Source organism: Bradyrhizobium sp. SOJA106, assembly GCF_059448745.1.
Map to the genome: position 1 here is coordinate 284,847 of NZ_CM182549.1, position 14,689 is coordinate 299,535.

The window sequence follows — 14,689 nt, forward strand, 5'->3', positions numbered from 1 at the left end:
CCGGTTTTAGCCATCCCGGCACCGACTTCCCTTGTTTGGGCCGGGGGGAACCGATATCTAGCGCAAGACGTCAATCCCACCCGCAGCCAGAGTTTTCAAAGCCAGAGTCTTAAAAGCCATGCGTGCCGTTCTCGACATCGTCATCATCGTGCTCGACCTCTACGTCTGGCTGCTGATCGCCTCCGCGATCCTGTCCTGGCTGATCGCCTTCAACGTCGTGAACACCCGCAACCAGTTCGTGTCGGCGGTGGCGGAGTTCCTGTACCGGATCACCGAGCCGGTCCTGGCGCCGATCCGCAGTTTCCTGCCGAGCCTCGGCGGCCTCGACATCTCGCCGATCATCGTGATTCTAGTCATCATGTTCATCGAGCGGGTGATTCTGTACTACATCTACCCCAACGTGATCTGAGCAGGCTGGAGCGCCTTGGTTGCCAAAGACGCCTTTAGGGAACCCTGGCGCTACGCGGCCGCCGGAATCAGCATCGCGCTGCGGGTGACGCCGCGCGGCGGTCGCGACGATATCGAGGGGATCGAGCAATTGGCCGACGGCCGCAGCGTGCTCAAGGTACGGGTACGCGCAATCGCCGATGGCGGCGAGGCCAACAAGGCCGTTCTGGTGCTGCTGGCGAAATCGCTCGGGGTGCCCAAGGCCAGCGTAAAACTGCAATCGGGAGCCACCTCGCGGCTGAAGCAGATCACGGTCGATGGCGACCCGGCGCGGCTCGGGGAAGCCCTGCGCCAGCTCGTCTCGGCCAGATCGACAGATTGAGGAACTGACATGACCGCCAAGATCATCGATGGAAAAGTCATCGCCGCGGAGCTCCGTGCACGCGTCGCCGACGAGGTCGCGCGGGTCAAGCGCGAGCACAATCTGGTGCCGGGCCTTGCCGTCGTGCTGGTCGGCAACGACCCCGCCAGCGAGGTCTATGTCCGCTCCAAGCACACCCAGACGCAGGCCGCAGGCATGGCCTCGTTCGAGCACAAGCTGCCGGCTGACGTGTCGCAAGGAGATCTGCTGGCGCTCGTCGCAAAGCTCAACCGCGATCCGGCCGTGCACGGCATCCTGGTGCAGCTGCCGCTGCCGAAGGGGCTGAACACCGAGGCCGTCATCAACGCGATCGATCCCGCCAAGGATGTCGACGGCCTGCATCCGAAGAATGCCGGCCGGCTCGCCGGCGGCTTCGAGGCGCTGTCGCCGTGCACGCCGCTCGGCTGCATCACCCTGACCAAGAGCGTGCACGCCTCGCTTGAAGGCCTGAACGCCATCGTGATCGGCCGCTCCAACCTGGTCGGGCGTCCGCTGGTGCAATTGCTGCTGAACGAGAATGCCACTGTGACTATTGCGCATTCGCGCTCGCGCGATCTGCCCGGCCTCGTGAAGCGCGCCGACCTCGTCTATGCCGCAGTCGGAAGGCCGGAGATGGTGCGCGGCGACTGGTTGAAGCCGGGGGCGACGGTGATCGACGTCGGCATCAACCGCATTCCGAAGGAGGACGGCAAGACTCGGCTTGTCGGCGATGTGGCCTATCAGGAAGCGCTTGACGTTGCCGGCGCGGTGACACCGGTGCCCGGCGGCGTCGGCCAGATGACGGTGGCCTGCCTGCTGGTGAATACGCTGCGCGCCGCGTGCGCGATCGCAGGGCTGCCGAAGCCGGCGGTATGACGAGTGTCATTCCGAGGCGATGCGCAGCATCGAACCGGAATCCCGCGCCCCAATCTCTGGATTCCGGGTTCGCGCTGACGCGCGCCCGGAATGACGATCAGCCCTTCTTCTTCTGGCGCTCGATGCCTTCGAGGATCAGCTTGTGCGCTTCCTCCGGGCCGCCCCAGCGCAGGATCTTCACCCACTTGCCCTTCTCGAGATCCTTGTAGTGCTCGAAGAAGTGCTGGATCTGCTGCAGCGTGATGTCGGGCAGGTCGGAATACGACTTCACCTTGTCGTAGCGCTGCGTCAGCTTCGATGACGGCACCGCCAGGATCTTCTCGTCGCCGCCCGCCTCGTCTTCCATGAACAGCACGCCGACCGGGCGCACGCTCATGACGGCGCCGGGGATGATGGCGCGGGTGTTGATGATCAGCACGTCGCAGGGATCGCCATCGTCGGACAGTGTGTGCGGGATGAAGCCGTAGTTACCGGGGTAACGCATCGGCGTGTACAGGAAGCGGTCGACCACCAGCGTGCCGGCCTCCTTGTCCATCTCGTATTTGATCGGTTCGCCGCCCACGGGTACTTCGATAATCACGTTGACGTCGTGGGGGACGTTCTTCCCGATCGAGACTGCATCGATACGCATTCAAGGCTCCGTTATTGCCGAGGTTAAATCGCGCCCGGCAGCGATTTGGCGCTGTCATACGCGGGCTTGGCCCGCCGATCCATCGTGTTTTTGTGAAATAATGAATCCGGCGATCACCGGCGAAAAGGCTGGCGGTATCGGCGGAGGGAAAAGGCTGCCGGCTACTCTTTCAGCAGCTCAATTGGTCCAATCTTTAGTTGGTCCAAGCGAAGGCAACCTTGTCGAGCAACTTCGGCCCGAAACGCTCGGAGGAGCGCGCCACCATCCGGCCACCCAGGGCACGGTAGAACTCGGTCGCGGGATCGTTATCCGAGAGCGCCCACACAACCATGCTCTTCAGGCCGCTCTGCATCAGGTCGCGGCGGGCGGCGGCGAACAGGCGGCGGCCGAAGCCGAGGCCCTGGAATTCGGGACGCAGGTAAAGCTCGTAGATCTCGCCGTCGAAGTGCAGGCTGCGGGCGCGGTTGCGGCCATAATTCGCATAGCCTGCGATCTTGTCGCCGAACACGAGCACGCTGACGCGGCTGCCCTTACGGATCGCGCTGTCCCACCATTGCGGGCCGCGGCGGTTGATCAGCTTCTCCAGCTCGCCGCCGGGAATGATGCCCTGATAGGCGGAACGCCAGGCTTCGTCATGGGTGGACGCCACCGCAGTTGCATCTGCAGCTTTGGCCGGCCGGACCTCGATCAGGGTTGTGCTCATGGGCGTGATCAAACCAAGTCGCCGCGCCGGCGGCAAGACCTATCGTTAATTATCGGTTAACGTGTGGACTTTGTGCATCAGTATTTGAACCATGTTGTACCGAAAAAAGACAAGACGCCAGTTCGAATGGCGTCGCAATGCCATACGTCGGTGCAAAACTGGCTTGCGGCAACGAACGAGTGGCGATGGCAGCGCAGAAAGTCCGCCCAGAATGATTCGTTCCTACTAGTCTCGCTGTTAGTTGTCCGTGTTCGCTTTTGGCAATTCATGCGGCTCTTCAACGCTCTCGCTCTCCTGCCTGTGTTGGCCTTGCTGACCGCGGCGCCGCTGTGTGCTGAGGTCACGTTCGGCGCATCGGGCGAAGAAGGCGAACCGTTTCGCCGGCAACAATGGCGTGTGCCGTCGCCCGAAGCCGACATTCCCGCGCATGCGTTGTTGTTTCGTCCAGCCGGCGCCGGTCCATTCCGGCTCGCAGTGATCGCGCATGCCTCGACGCAGAACGTGCTGCGTCGCGCGCAAATGCCGCAGCCGGAATACCGCGCGCTCACGGCCTTTCTCGTCGCGCGCGGCTTTGCCGTGCTGGTGCCAGAGCGGCTCGGCCATGGTGCGACCGCCGGCCGCTATGTTGAGGACCAGGGCGGCTGCGACGAGGCGGATTACGCGCGCTCCGGCCGCGCAACGGCGGACGAAATTTCGCGTGCACTGGAATTCCTGCGAAAGCAGGATTTCATTCGCAAGGATGCAGCCGTCGTGATCGGCCATTCCGCCGGCGGCTGGGGCGCGCTGGCGCTGGCCAACGCCGATCCGAACGCGGTCGCTGCGATCATCGCGTTCGCGCCGGGCCGCGGTGGCCATGCCAATGATGAGCCGAACCGGATTTGCGCGCCGCATACGCTCCTTGCGGCAGCAGCTGAGTTCGGCAAGAGCGCGCGGATTCCGGTTACCTCGCTCGTTGCGGCCAACGACAGCTATTTTGCGCCGCCATTCTCGAAAGTCTTGGCTGCTGCGTTTCGCTCCAGCGGCGGCAAGGCCGACTTCCGCACATTACCCGCCGTCGGCAGCGAGGGTCACTGGATGATCGAGACCGAGGCCGGCGTCAAAGCCGTGAGCAGCGAACTCGCGCGCGCGCTGAACCCGCCAAAGCCGGTGGCGACGAAGAAGCCGTGATGCTGTATTTCCTGGTCAAATTCGTCCATGTGCTCGGCGCCGTCGTCATCCTCGGCACCGGAACCGGCATCGCCTTTTCATGCTGATGGCGCATCGGACACGCGATGCCGCGTTCATCGCCCGCACCGCGTCGGTGGTGGTGATCGCGGATGCGATCTTCACGTTGTCGGCCGTGCTGCTCCAGCCGCTCACGGGTGGCCTGCTGATGATGCTGTCGGCGACCCCGATCACCGAGCGGTGGCTGCTGGCCTCGCTCGCGCTCTACATCTTTGCCGGCCTGTTCTGGGTCCCCGTCATCTTCATGCAGATCGAGATGCGCGATCTCGCGCGCAAGGCCGCCGATCAGTGCAGCTCGCTGCCCGAGCGCTACTTCATCCTGTTCCGCCGCTGGTTCGCATTCGGCTTCCCCGGCTTCGGCGCGACGATGCTGATCCTGTGGCTGATGATCGCCAAATCATTTTGAGAGAAGCGATGAGCGAGCGGACCATTCTGGTGCTCGGCGCCTCCGGCCTGATCGGCCGCTTCGTCACTGACGATCTGCGCGCGCGGGGCTTTCGTGTCGTCGGCGTGGCGCGCAACCTGTCGCCGGCGCAGAAGATGAGCGCGCTGGATCTCGAGCTGCCGATCCTCTCGCTCAATGCCGCCGCCTTGATGCGTCTTTTCAGCGAGCAGGCGGTGGATGTCGTCGTCAACTGTCTCGGCGTGCTCCAGGATGGGCCCGGCAGCGACACCAATGCCGTGCACCGCGATTTCGTCGCGCGCGCGCCTCGTGCTGATCGCCTTCCGTCGCACCGCTGCGATCGGGCTCGTCGCGGGCATTGTTGCTTCGCTTGGCTATATGGTGGGCGCAGCGATCCTTACGCCCGACCTCTGGATCGAGCTGCTCGGCGCGCTGGTGAAGACCGGGCCGGCGATCGTGCTGATGCTGGTCGCGCTCTCGATGCTGGACAACCGATAGGGTTTTCGAGCGAAGTGGATCCCGGTTCGCGTGAACGAAACGCGGCAAAAAGAGAGCCCAATGAGCAAATGGCCCGATGACGATGTCATTCTGTTCGACGGCGTCTGCATCTTCTGCTCGCGCTGGGTGCGGTTCGTCGCCAAGCGCGACACGGCGAAGCGGTTTCGTTTCACGCCGATCCAGTCGGATTATGGCGCACGGCTGGCGCGCACATTCGGCATCGATCCTGATGATCCCGATACCAATGCCGTCGTCCACGGCGGCGAGGTGTTTATGAAGTCGGACGCCGCGCTGACGGTGCTCTCGCAACTCCCCGGCTGGGGCTGGATGCGTGCATTGTTCATCGTGCCGAAGCCGCTGCGGGACTCGATCTACAGCGTTATCGCGCGCAACCGCTACCGCATCTTCGGGAAGTACGACGCTTGCTTCGTGCCTGATGCCGATCTGCGGGCGCGGGTGATCGAGTAGTTCGTTACTGCTTGGCGAGAGCCGCCAGCACTTCCTTCGCTGCCCGCTCCCCGCTGTCCCGCGCGCCATGGGCCGTCGAGAAGAAGTTCGGCGATGTCGCTTCGCCGGCAAAGAACAGCCGGCCATCGACCGGCGCCGCCAGCACGGCGCGATCGCCTGCATGGCCGGGCAGCGCGTGCGAATAGGAGCCGCGGGCAAAGGGATCGTGGGCCCAGCGCGATTCGCGCAGCGGCCTCAGCTTGCGCCTGATGTCATTGCCGAGAAAGGCAGCGATCTCGTCGATGCTTTGTGCGGCGAAGGCGCCCTCGCCCGCATCCTCCAGCTCGCGCGCGAAGCGGCCGCCGAAAAATCCATCGATGCAGGGCTGGCCGAACGGTCGGATGTGGTAGGTGCCCATTTCGGTACGCATGGTGGCGCCGCGCAGGTTTCCTTCGATTGGAAACTCGTCCGCATCCTCCAGCGCCAGCACCACCTTGTCGTCGACGCCGAGCGGCAGGCCGCGCGCCGCATCGAGCTTGACGGGCAGCGCCGGGAAGAAGCGGATGGCCTCGTCGGCAATCAGATTGGTCGGCACGGTCACGATCACGCTTGCGGCCTCGATCGTCCCCTGTGACGTCGCGAGACGGATGCGCTTGCCGGAATGGTCGACCAGCGTGACCTCGCAGTTCAGCGCGACCGGGCATGGCGCGCCATAGGCGGCGATCAGCGTCCCGTAACCGGCGCGCACGCGCCAATTGAAATAGGTGTCTTCATAGGCCTCCATGTCGAGAACCGAAGCCTGGTCGAGCTCGCAGCCGTTCACATAGGTCGAGATCGCGTCGATCATCGGATTCCAGCGATTGCCCGGCTCGAGGTAGCGGGCAGCGGGCGCATCCTCGCCTTCCTCCGCCGCCTCCCAGAGGCGCTCGTAGAATTCGTCGATCGCGCGCACGAACTCCTTGCGCGCGGCTTCCGGAAACGCATCGCCAAAGGCGCGATCGCCCCAGGGCGGCAGATCGGTGTTGATTTCGAACTTGAGCCGCTTGGCAATTCCGACGAAGGAATTCTTGTCGGCCGAGTGCAGCCAGCCGCAGCCGACGTCGAAGGTGACGTCAGGCGAAGCCTGCACTGTCCAGGCGCGCCCGCCGAGCCGGCCCCGCGCCTCCAGCACGATCACGGAGAGGCCCGAGCCATCAAGCGCATGCGCGGCGCCGAGGCCGGCCGCACCAGCCCCGATGATCGCAACGTCGACGGAGGAGGGAAACGAGCTCATGGGTGGGCTCTAGCACGTCTGTAATACGCGCTAAAGGCACCACAAGTCAGGTGTCATCACCCGCGAAGGCGGGTGATCCAGTATTCCAGAGACGATTGTGAAGTACGGAGAGGCCGCGGTGTACTGTATTCCCCGCTTTTCGCGGGGAATGACAACTTCGTAGGGTGGGCAAAGGCACTCTTGCGCCGTGCCCACCATTCTCAAGTGGTGGGCACGCTTGCGCTTTGCCCACTCTACGGCACTGCGTGAGAGCGGTAGCTTACGCCACCGCTTCCTTGGCCTTTTCCGCGCGCTTGCGCTCGTTCGGGTCGAGGTGCTTCTTGCGCAGGCGGATCGACTTCGGGGTGACCTCGACCAGCTCGTCGTCCTCAATATAGGCGAGCGCCTTTTCCAAGGTCATGCGGATCGGCGGGGTCAGGCGCACCGCTTCGTCCTTCGACGTCGTACGGATGTTGGTGAGCTGCTTGCCCTTGAGCACGTTGATCTCGAGATCGTTGTCGCGGGTATGCTCGCCGACGATCATGCCCTTGTAGACCTTCCAGCCGGGCTCGATCATCATCGGGCCGCGGTCTTCCAGCTTGAACATGGCGTAGGCCACCGCTTCGCCCTGGTCGTTGGAAATCAGGACGCCGTTGCGGCGGCCCTGGATCTCGCCCTTGTACGGCGCGTAGCCGTGGAACAGGCGGTTCATGATCGCGGTGCCGCGGGTGTCGGTGAGCAGCTCGCCCTGATAGCCGATCAGGCCGCGGGTCGGCGCGTAGAACACCAGGCGCTGACGGTTGCCGCCCGAGGGCTTCATCTCGATCAGCTCGGACTTGCGCTCGCTCATCTTCTGCACGACGACGCCGGAATGCTCCTCGTCGACGTCGATCACGACCTCCTCGATCGGCTCCATCGTGGCGCCGGTCGCTTCATCCTTCTGGAACACCACGCGGGGACGCGACACCGAGAGCTCAAAGCCCTCGCGGCGCATGGTCTCGATCAGGATCGCGAGCTGCAATTCGCCGCGGCCCGAGACTTCCATCGCGTCCTTGTCGGCGGATTCGACGACGCGCAGCGCGACGTTGCCTTCGGCCTCGCGCAAGAGACGGTCGCGGATCATGCGGCTCGTCACCTTGTCGCCTTCGGTGCCGGCCAGCGGGGAGTTGTTGACGATGAACGACATCGACACGGTCGGCGGGTCGATCGGCTGTGCCGGCAGCGGCACTTCAACGGTCGGATCGCAGAAGGTGTCGGCGACCGTGCCCTTGGTGAGGCCCGCGATTGCGACGATGTCGCCCGCTTCGGCTTCATCGAGCGGGGTGCGCTCGAGGCCGCGGAACGCCAGGATTTTTGTGATACGTCCGGACTCGACCAGCTTGCCGTCGGCGTTGAGCACCTTGACCTGCTGGTTCGGCTTGAGCGTGCCTGAGGAGATGCGGCCGGTGATGATGCGGCCGAGATAGGGGTTGGCCTCCAGGATGGTACCGATCATCCGGAACGGGCCTTCCTCGACCTTCGGCGGCGCGACGTGGCGCAGGACCAGGTCGAACAGCGGCTCCATGCCCTTGTCCTGCGGACCCTCGGGGCTATCCGCCATCCAGCCCTGCTTGGCCGATCCGTAGAGGATCGGGAAGTCGAGCTGCTCCTCGCTGGCGTCGAGCGCCGCGAACAGGTCGAACACCTCGTTGATAACCTCGGTCGGGCGCGCATCGGGGCGGTCGACCTTGTTGATGACGACGATCGGCTTCAGGCCGACCTTGAGCGCCTTGGAGACCACGAACTTGGTCTGCGGCAGCGGGCCTTCGGCAGCGTCGACCAGCACCAGGGCGCCGTCCACCATGTTCAGGATGCGCTCGACCTCACCGCCGAAATCGGCGTGGCCGGGGGTGTCGACGATGTTGATGCGGGTGTCCTTCCACTGCACCGAGGCCGCCTTGGCCAGAATGGTGATGCCGCGCTCGCGCTCCAGGTCATTGGAGTCCATGGCGCGATCGGTCACCTTCTGGTTCTCGCGGAACGTGCCGGACTGCTGGAGGAGCTTGTCGACCAGGGTCGTCTTGCCGTGGTCGACGTGGGCGATGATGGCGACGTTGCGGAGGTTCATGAGTGAGCTTCTTTGCGGTCGAACAATGGGTTAAGCGCGATCTCGCCGGTCGGACCGGGACCTCTTCACGGACAACGCTGGAAACGTGGAAAACGGGGCCTGCTTCGCCCAAAAAGGAAGCCCGGTCAGCTCGACCGGGCACCCTACGCGTTTGCGGCGCAATATATGCAAAAACCGCCAAAAAACAATGTGTTCTTTGCTGCTTGGTTGACTGAATTTTGTCCGGGGATTCCCGGGGCTTAAGCCTGTGTTCCGGGATGGGCGGGAGCCTTCCGCCCCTTGATCGCCGCCCAGATCAGGACGACGCCTCCGATGCCGACCACCAGTCCCAGGAAGACCAGCGGCGCGATGTCCGAATCGATCTTGCCCCCCCTCGGAGATGGAGATTCCGCCGAACAAGAGTGCGCACAGACCCGGCAGCAGCAGGATCACCCCCGAAATCACCATAAGCGCGGTCAGGCAGCCGCTGCGTGCCTTGGGCGTCGGCAGGGGTGACAGAACCGGCGGTGGCGTGTCGCTCATCGTGGTGCCTCCTCGCTCTGCCTTGCCTCGCGATAGGTCTGACCTTCGAGCTCGGCCCGAATCCGGCCGATCGCGCCGTTCCGATAGAACAGATTGTAGGTGTCGAACGGGATGATCGCGCCCTGCTCGGTTACGAAATGGATGCAAGAGCGCTTGACGTTGCCGACGCAGAAATTGAAGCGGTCGAGAAATTGCACGACGGTGACGCGGAACACGTTCTCGTAAGTCAGCTCCTGCGGCACCTCGAAGCTCGGCAGGCAGCACAAGAGCTCGCAGACACGCTCGGACGTGTTGAGCGGGCCCGACGACAGCGAGAACAAGTCGATGAACTTTTCCCGCAGCATCGCATATTTTTCCGGGCTGATGGTGTTGGGCATCACCGCAACCAGCTGCTCCTGCGGGATCAGCGACGCCAGCGGCAGCACCTTCTCGCCGTTGCGCAGGCCATAGCCGATCGAGATGCTCTCGGGATTGCAGGGCAGCGGGATCATGTCCTTGTCGCCGAACACGCCGGTCTCGACGACCCGGTTGCGGATCTCCGACAGCATGATGCGGTCGGTTGTTTTGTCGAAATTCTCGTTGCGGCCGGCATCCTGCACAGGTTGGAGCGTGACGCCGCGCACGCACTTCCAGGTGAGCGCATGGCGGACGATGTCGCCGATCTCGCCGTCGTTGATGCCGCGCTTGATGGTCGCCACCAGGGTGGTCGACACGCCGTAATATTCGAGATTCTCCAGCGCCTGCTGGCGGATTTTCCGCAGATCCGCGCCGCGCAGATTGATCAGCGCATCGCGCTGGAGCGAATCGAACTGGAGATAGACCTCCAGCCCCCGCCTGTTCTCGGCGAGCCGCGCCACGAAGTCCTTCTCGCGGGCGATGCGCGGGCCGTTCGTGTTGATCATGACATGGCGGATCGGACGGGCGCGCACGGCGTCGAGGATCTCGAAGAAATCCGGATGCAGCGTCGGCTCGCCGCCGGAAATCTGCACGAGATCGGGCTCGCCCTCGCTGGCGACCAGCGCGTCGAGCATCTTCTCGACCGTCGCGAGCGGGGTGAATTTCGTTCGGGCCGGTGCGGAATCCGCGAAGCAGACCGGGCAGGTGAGATTGCAGTGCTCGGTGATCTCGATCAGCGCGAGGCAGGAATGCTGCTCATGGTCGGGACAGAGGCCGCAATCATAGGGGCAGCCGAATTCGGTGCGCTGTTGGAATTGCAACGGCCGGTCGCCCGGCTTGATGAAATCCTTGCACAGGCGCCAATAGGCCGCGTCGGTGGACACCAGCGTCGATTGAACGCCGTGCTCCCGGCAGCGCTTTTCGTACCAGACCTCGTTGTCGAGGATCTGGATCTTGGTCGGCACCAGCTTCAGGCAGATCTCGCAGAGGGATTGAGTCTGGCCCCAGAAGATGTAGGGGCGCGACTTACGCGGCGGCGCGTTCATGCACAGGCCTCGCTTGGGGCGCCCTCGCCAGCATGACGGCGGCGTAGAGCAGGATGGAGAGCGACAGCAGATGAAACAGCGTGAAGGGCCCGATCAGCGTGCCATAAGGCTTGAGGAATTCCCACAGGAAGCGCTGCGCTCCGTAAAAAGCGAGAACCAGGTAGAAACCATTGGTGATCACGAACGCATTCCGGTTCACGACCGCCAGCACATAGAGCTGCGCGAACAGGGCCATCGCCGCGCTCTCGTAGAGCTGCACGGGATGCCGCAAAATGCCGTCGCCGAAATCATGGCTCCAGGGCAATGTCGTCGGCGTGCCATAGGTGAAATCGTCGAGGCCGGCGAAATAGCAGCCGAGCCGCCCGATCGCGACGCCGAGGGCCAGCGGCAGGGCAAACCGCGCGCCGGTGCGCACGGCGATCCCTGCGGTCCATTTGTAGAGCTCGATTGCGACGATGCCGCCTGCGAGCGCGCCCTCGACCGAGCGCGCAAGGCCGCTCTGCCCCGACAGCCACAGATTGACCGAGCCGAACAGATAGGCGCCAAGCCCGGCGCCGAACACCAGCGCGGCGATGTAGGGCAGCTCGAACGATTGCGCGGGAAACCGCAAACCCTGTCGCGACAACCAGTAAACGGCGGCTGCCGCCGCCAGCCACGCCGCGATATCGAACACCGTGTGAAGAAAAGCCCCGCTCATGCGGGGATATTAGAGCAGGTCCCGGCGGCGTGGGATAGTACACCGCCGCTTTTGCACGCCAGAGATGGCGTTAGCTGGCCTCCCGCTCCTCGGTCGGATACACCCCCCGCAGCACCTCCTCGAAGTGCATCTTCACGGCGTCGTTGCACAGGCAGGCGCGCAGACGCAGGCCGTCGCGGTTGCGGACCAGGATCGAGCCGCGCCTTGTGTCGAGCACGCCTTCCGCCCTGAACGATTGAAGCACGCGGCTGGCATAGCTGCGACCGACGCCAAGCAGCGTCGCGAGCTGCTCGTGCGTCAGCGGCACGCTGCTCTCGTCGCCGGTGCGCTCCATCGCCGCCAGAATCCATTTGGCCGTGCGCCGCTCGATCGAGTGGATGGCGTTGCAGGCGGTGGACTGGAATATCTGCGCCAGCATGCAGTCCGCGTAACGGGCAAAGATGTTGCGCAGTGACGGCGAGCGCTGCTTGGCCGCTTCGAGCTTGCCGACATGAATGCGCGCAAACGGCCCGCCGAACTTGACGCAGATGCGAGTATAGGCCGGCAGAAATCCCTCGCTGACGATGCCGCCGACCGCGCCCTCGCGGCCAACCAGAATGGTCTCGACGTCACGGCCGTCTTCATTGGGGACGAGAAAAGTCGCAAGCGATGGCCCGCAGGGAAAGTGCACGACCTGGACGTTGTCGCCGGGATTGTAGAGCAGCTCGCCCGCCGCGGTCTGGTCAACGGCGAGGTGCGGCGCCAGCAGCGCGTAATCCGCCGCATTCAAGCGCCGCAGCAGATTGTTGACAGGCCTGGTGTTGACCTCGCTTGTCGTGCTGATGCGCGCGTCCATCGTCGATCCCCTGCTCTCCTGTCGACCTTAGCGAGCTCCGCGTCCTGGCTGTGTGCACAAGTGGACAGACGTTGAAACTGTTCTGTGGTGAGTTTCGTTCCTGGAACCCTCCGATGCGCTGGGCGCAGGCATCGGACAGAGGCTGCCTAACGGACAAAGACATGCAGCCCTCGATAGCCGGCACCATGATACCTGCCTCCCCGAACGGCTCGGCCGATATTCCCAGTGATATCCTGATCGTTGAGGACGATCCCATCATCGCCATCGATTTCGAGGACCGCCTGCTTGGATTTGGCGCAAAGAGCGTGCGCAGCGTCGGATCGGTCGCGCAGGCGCTGGATGCGATCGCCAGGCGTGCGCCGGATTTCGCGCTGCTCGATGTCGAGCTGAGCCGCGAGAAAAGCTTTGCCGTCGCCGAGCGGCTGGCGGCCGCGCAAATCCCCTTCGTCTTCGTGACCGGCTACGGCGCCGAAACCCAGATCCCGGCCGAGTTCAAGGCAAGGCCCCGGCTGCAAAAGCCCTGCTCGAGCGAGGCGCTGGAGGCCGCGCTGCGCTCGCGGGGCGCCTGATCGCGCCCCCGTCCCCGTCCCTTCAGGCAAGCTTCGGATCGAGCGTGGTCGACCACAGCGCGACATCGGCACGGTCGCGCAAGGTCACCGTCATCTGGCCGGAGGCGCCGTCGATCTTGACGTGACCGAAGAACTGCATGCCGGCCGAGGGCGGCAGGTTCTGCTTGTCGGGGCCGGGCGCCCTAACGAAGCGCACCTCGGGTCCAAACGTATTGTCGAGCTCGTTCGGGCCGAACGTGCCGGCGTGCAGCGGGCCCGAGACGAACTCCCAGAACGGCTCGAACTCCTGGAATTGCGCCTTGTTTGGATCGTAATAATGCGCCGCGGCGTAGTGCACGTCTGCGGTGAGCCACACTGTGTTGTTGATCGGCGCCATCTTGATGAAGCGCAGGATGTCGGCGATCTCGAATTCGCGACCGCGCACCGGGCCGTCGCCTTGCGCGAAAGCCTCCGAGCCCTTCTTGTTGGCCGCGTCGTCATAGACGATCAGGCTGAGCGGCATGTCGGAGGCAATGACTTTCCAGGTCGCGCGCGAATTGAGCAGTCCGCGCTTGAGCCATGCCATCTGCTCCGGCCCGAGGAAATACGCCGCCGGCCCGTACGCCGTCTCCTGGTTCGCGCCGTTCGGGCCGCGATAGCTACGCTCGTCGAGCACGAACACGTCGAGATGCGGCCCGTAGGAGATTTTGCGATAGACGCGGCCCGGCTCGACGATGCTCTCGCGCATCGGATACATCTCGTGAAAGGCGCGGCCGGCGCGCGCTGCGAGCAGCGAGATATCGCGCACCTTGTAAGTCGCCGGCAGCTCCTTCGACAGCGACCAGTTGTTGGTCACCTCATGGTCGTCCCACTGCACGAAGATAGGCACTTCGGCATTGAAGGCGCGGACATTGTCGTCGGTGAGATTGTATTTGTGCGCGGCGCGGTATTCGTCCAGCGTCTCCGCGATCTTGGCCTTCTCGGGGATGGTGATGTTCTTCCAGATCTTGCCGTCCGCTAGCTTCACCTCGGATTGAATCGGGCCGTCGGCATAGATGGTGTCGCCGGAATGCAGGAAGAAGTCCGGACGATGTTTGCGCATCGCCGAGAAGGTGAACATGCCGCCGTCATCGGGATTGATGCCCCAGCCCTGGCCCGCGACGTCGCCGCCCCAGACGAAGCTGACATCGCGGCGGTCGGCTGGCGCGGTGCGGAAGCGGCCGACCACCGGCTCGCCCTCGATCGCGGTGTGCGAGAGATCGCGGAAACGGACGCGGTAGAAAATATCCTGGCCGCCCGGCAGATTCTCCAGCAGCATCTTGGCGGTGAAATCGCTCTCGGGAAGGGCTGCGATTGGCGGCAGCGCGCGGGCGTCCTTGAACGATTCGGTCGTCGCCACCTCGACCAGCATCTGCGCCGGCCGGTCCGTGCGCGCCCACACCACGCCGCCGTCGACGGTGACATCGCCCGATTGTACGCCATGGGTCACTGCCGGCCGGTCGGCCGCGCGCGACAGACGGGGCATCGCGATCGCGCCAAGCGCGCCGGCGCTGGTGCTGAGGAAACGGCGGCGGGAGAATTTGATCTTCATGGCTGGCTCGCGGCTGGCTGTCTCGTGCGTATCTCGCGCCGTCATTCCGGGATGGTGCGCGAGCACCGGACTCGGAATCCCGAGATTCTGGATGCGATGCTGACGCATCGCCCCGGAATGACAGCG

14 protein-coding genes and 3 pseudogenes are annotated in these 14,689 nt (G+C 64.1%); 8 read left to right on the plus strand and 9 right to left on the minus strand.

All coding sequences use genetic code 11. From position 1 onward, the window contains the following. Positions 1–118 precede the first annotated feature (118 nt). The 3 genes from AC5V87_RS01365 to folD are packed head-to-tail and all read left to right on the plus strand — an operon-like array spanning position 119 to position 1,663. Positions 119–409, plus strand: coding sequence for a YggT family protein (locus AC5V87_RS01365; RefSeq protein WP_495369769.1), 291 nt, complete (start codon positions 119–121; stop codon positions 407–409). Positions 410–424: 15 nt separating this feature from the next. Beyond that, positions 425–769, plus strand: coding sequence for a DUF167 domain-containing protein (locus AC5V87_RS01370; RefSeq protein ID WP_495369770.1), 345 nt, complete (start codon positions 425–427; stop codon positions 767–769). A 9-nt stretch (positions 770–778) separates the two neighbouring features. Then, positions 779–1,663, plus strand: a complete 885-nt coding sequence (gene folD / locus AC5V87_RS01375; protein ID WP_495369771.1) for a bifunctional methylenetetrahydrofolate dehydrogenase/methenyltetrahydrofolate cyclohydrolase FolD — start codon at positions 779–781, stop codon at positions 1,661–1,663. 97 nt (positions 1,664–1,760) lie between these two features. Here the strand turns inward: folD and ppa are convergent, their stop codons facing one another. Further along, on the minus strand, positions 1,761–2,294 hold the full coding sequence (gene ppa / locus AC5V87_RS01380) for an inorganic diphosphatase (RefSeq protein ID WP_456841808.1): 534 nt from the start codon (positions 2,292–2,294) through the stop codon (positions 1,761–1,763). A gap of 193 nt (positions 2,295–2,487) precedes the next feature. Continuing rightward, a complete protein-coding gene (locus AC5V87_RS01385) occupies positions 2,488–2,997 on the minus strand; it encodes a GNAT family N-acetyltransferase (protein WP_456841809.1) in 510 nt (169 codons plus the stop codon). 267 nt (positions 2,998–3,264) lie between these two features. Between AC5V87_RS01385 and AC5V87_RS01390 the strand changes: the two genes are divergently transcribed. The 4 genes and pseudogenes from AC5V87_RS01390 (at position 3,265) to AC5V87_RS01405 (ending at position 5,590) form a co-directional block, all read left to right on the plus strand. Beyond that, complete coding sequence (locus AC5V87_RS01390) at positions 3,265–4,164, plus strand: alpha/beta hydrolase family protein (protein ID WP_456841810.1); 900 nt, start codon at positions 3,265–3,267, stop codon at positions 4,162–4,164. Further along, positions 4,161–4,627 (plus strand): annotated as a pseudogene (locus AC5V87_RS01395) (DUF2269 family protein). The gene AC5V87_RS01390 and the pseudogene AC5V87_RS01395 overlap by 4 nt, the downstream one beginning before the upstream one ends. Before the next feature lie 8 nt (positions 4,628–4,635). Then, positions 4,636–4,926: pseudogene (locus AC5V87_RS01400) on the plus strand (NAD-dependent epimerase/dehydratase family protein); the annotation flags it as partial. Between the two features lie 256 nt (positions 4,927–5,182). Beyond that, complete coding sequence (locus tag AC5V87_RS01405) at positions 5,183–5,590, plus strand: thiol-disulfide oxidoreductase DCC family protein (protein WP_495369772.1); 408 nt, start codon at positions 5,183–5,185, stop codon at positions 5,588–5,590. Between the two features lie 4 nt (positions 5,591–5,594). Here the strand turns inward: AC5V87_RS01405 and AC5V87_RS01410 are convergent, their stop codons facing one another. The 6 genes and pseudogenes from AC5V87_RS01410 to AC5V87_RS01435 form a co-directional block, all read right to left on the minus strand. Then, complete coding sequence (locus tag AC5V87_RS01410; RefSeq protein WP_456841813.1) at positions 5,595–6,842, minus strand: flavin monoamine oxidase family protein; 1,248 nt, start codon at positions 6,840–6,842, stop codon at positions 5,595–5,597. Between the two features lie 259 nt (positions 6,843–7,101). Beyond that, a complete protein-coding gene (typA, locus tag AC5V87_RS01415) occupies positions 7,102–8,928 on the minus strand; it encodes a translational GTPase TypA (RefSeq protein ID WP_456841814.1) in 1,827 nt (608 codons plus the stop codon). A gap of 239 nt (positions 8,929–9,167) precedes the next feature. Beyond that, positions 9,168–9,450 (minus strand): annotated as a pseudogene (locus tag AC5V87_RS01420) (hypothetical protein). Continuing rightward, positions 9,447–10,892, minus strand: coding sequence for a radical SAM protein (locus tag AC5V87_RS01425; protein ID WP_495369773.1), 1,446 nt, complete (start codon positions 10,890–10,892; stop codon positions 9,447–9,449). The pseudogene AC5V87_RS01420 and the gene AC5V87_RS01425 overlap by 4 nt, the downstream one beginning before the upstream one ends. Then, a complete protein-coding gene (locus AC5V87_RS01430) occupies positions 10,873–11,589 on the minus strand; it encodes a prolipoprotein diacylglyceryl transferase family protein (RefSeq protein WP_495369774.1) in 717 nt (238 codons plus the stop codon). Before AC5V87_RS01430 ends, AC5V87_RS01425 begins: the two co-directional genes overlap by 20 nt. 70 nt (positions 11,590–11,659) lie before the next feature. Then, on the minus strand, positions 11,660–12,424 hold the full coding sequence (locus AC5V87_RS01435; protein ID WP_456841818.1) for a Crp/Fnr family transcriptional regulator: 765 nt from the start codon (positions 12,422–12,424) through the stop codon (positions 11,660–11,662). Positions 12,425–12,585: 161 nt separating this feature from the next. On the opposite strand from AC5V87_RS01435, the gene AC5V87_RS01440 reads away from it, so the two are divergent. After that, a complete protein-coding gene (locus AC5V87_RS01440; RefSeq protein WP_495369775.1) occupies positions 12,586–12,993 on the plus strand; it encodes a response regulator in 408 nt (135 codons plus the stop codon). 22 nt (positions 12,994–13,015) lie between these two features. Here the strand turns inward: AC5V87_RS01440 and AC5V87_RS01445 are convergent, their stop codons facing one another. Continuing rightward, a complete protein-coding gene (locus tag AC5V87_RS01445; protein ID WP_495369776.1) occupies positions 13,016–14,563 on the minus strand; it encodes an alkaline phosphatase D family protein in 1,548 nt (515 codons plus the stop codon). Positions 14,564–14,689 lie beyond the last annotated feature (126 nt).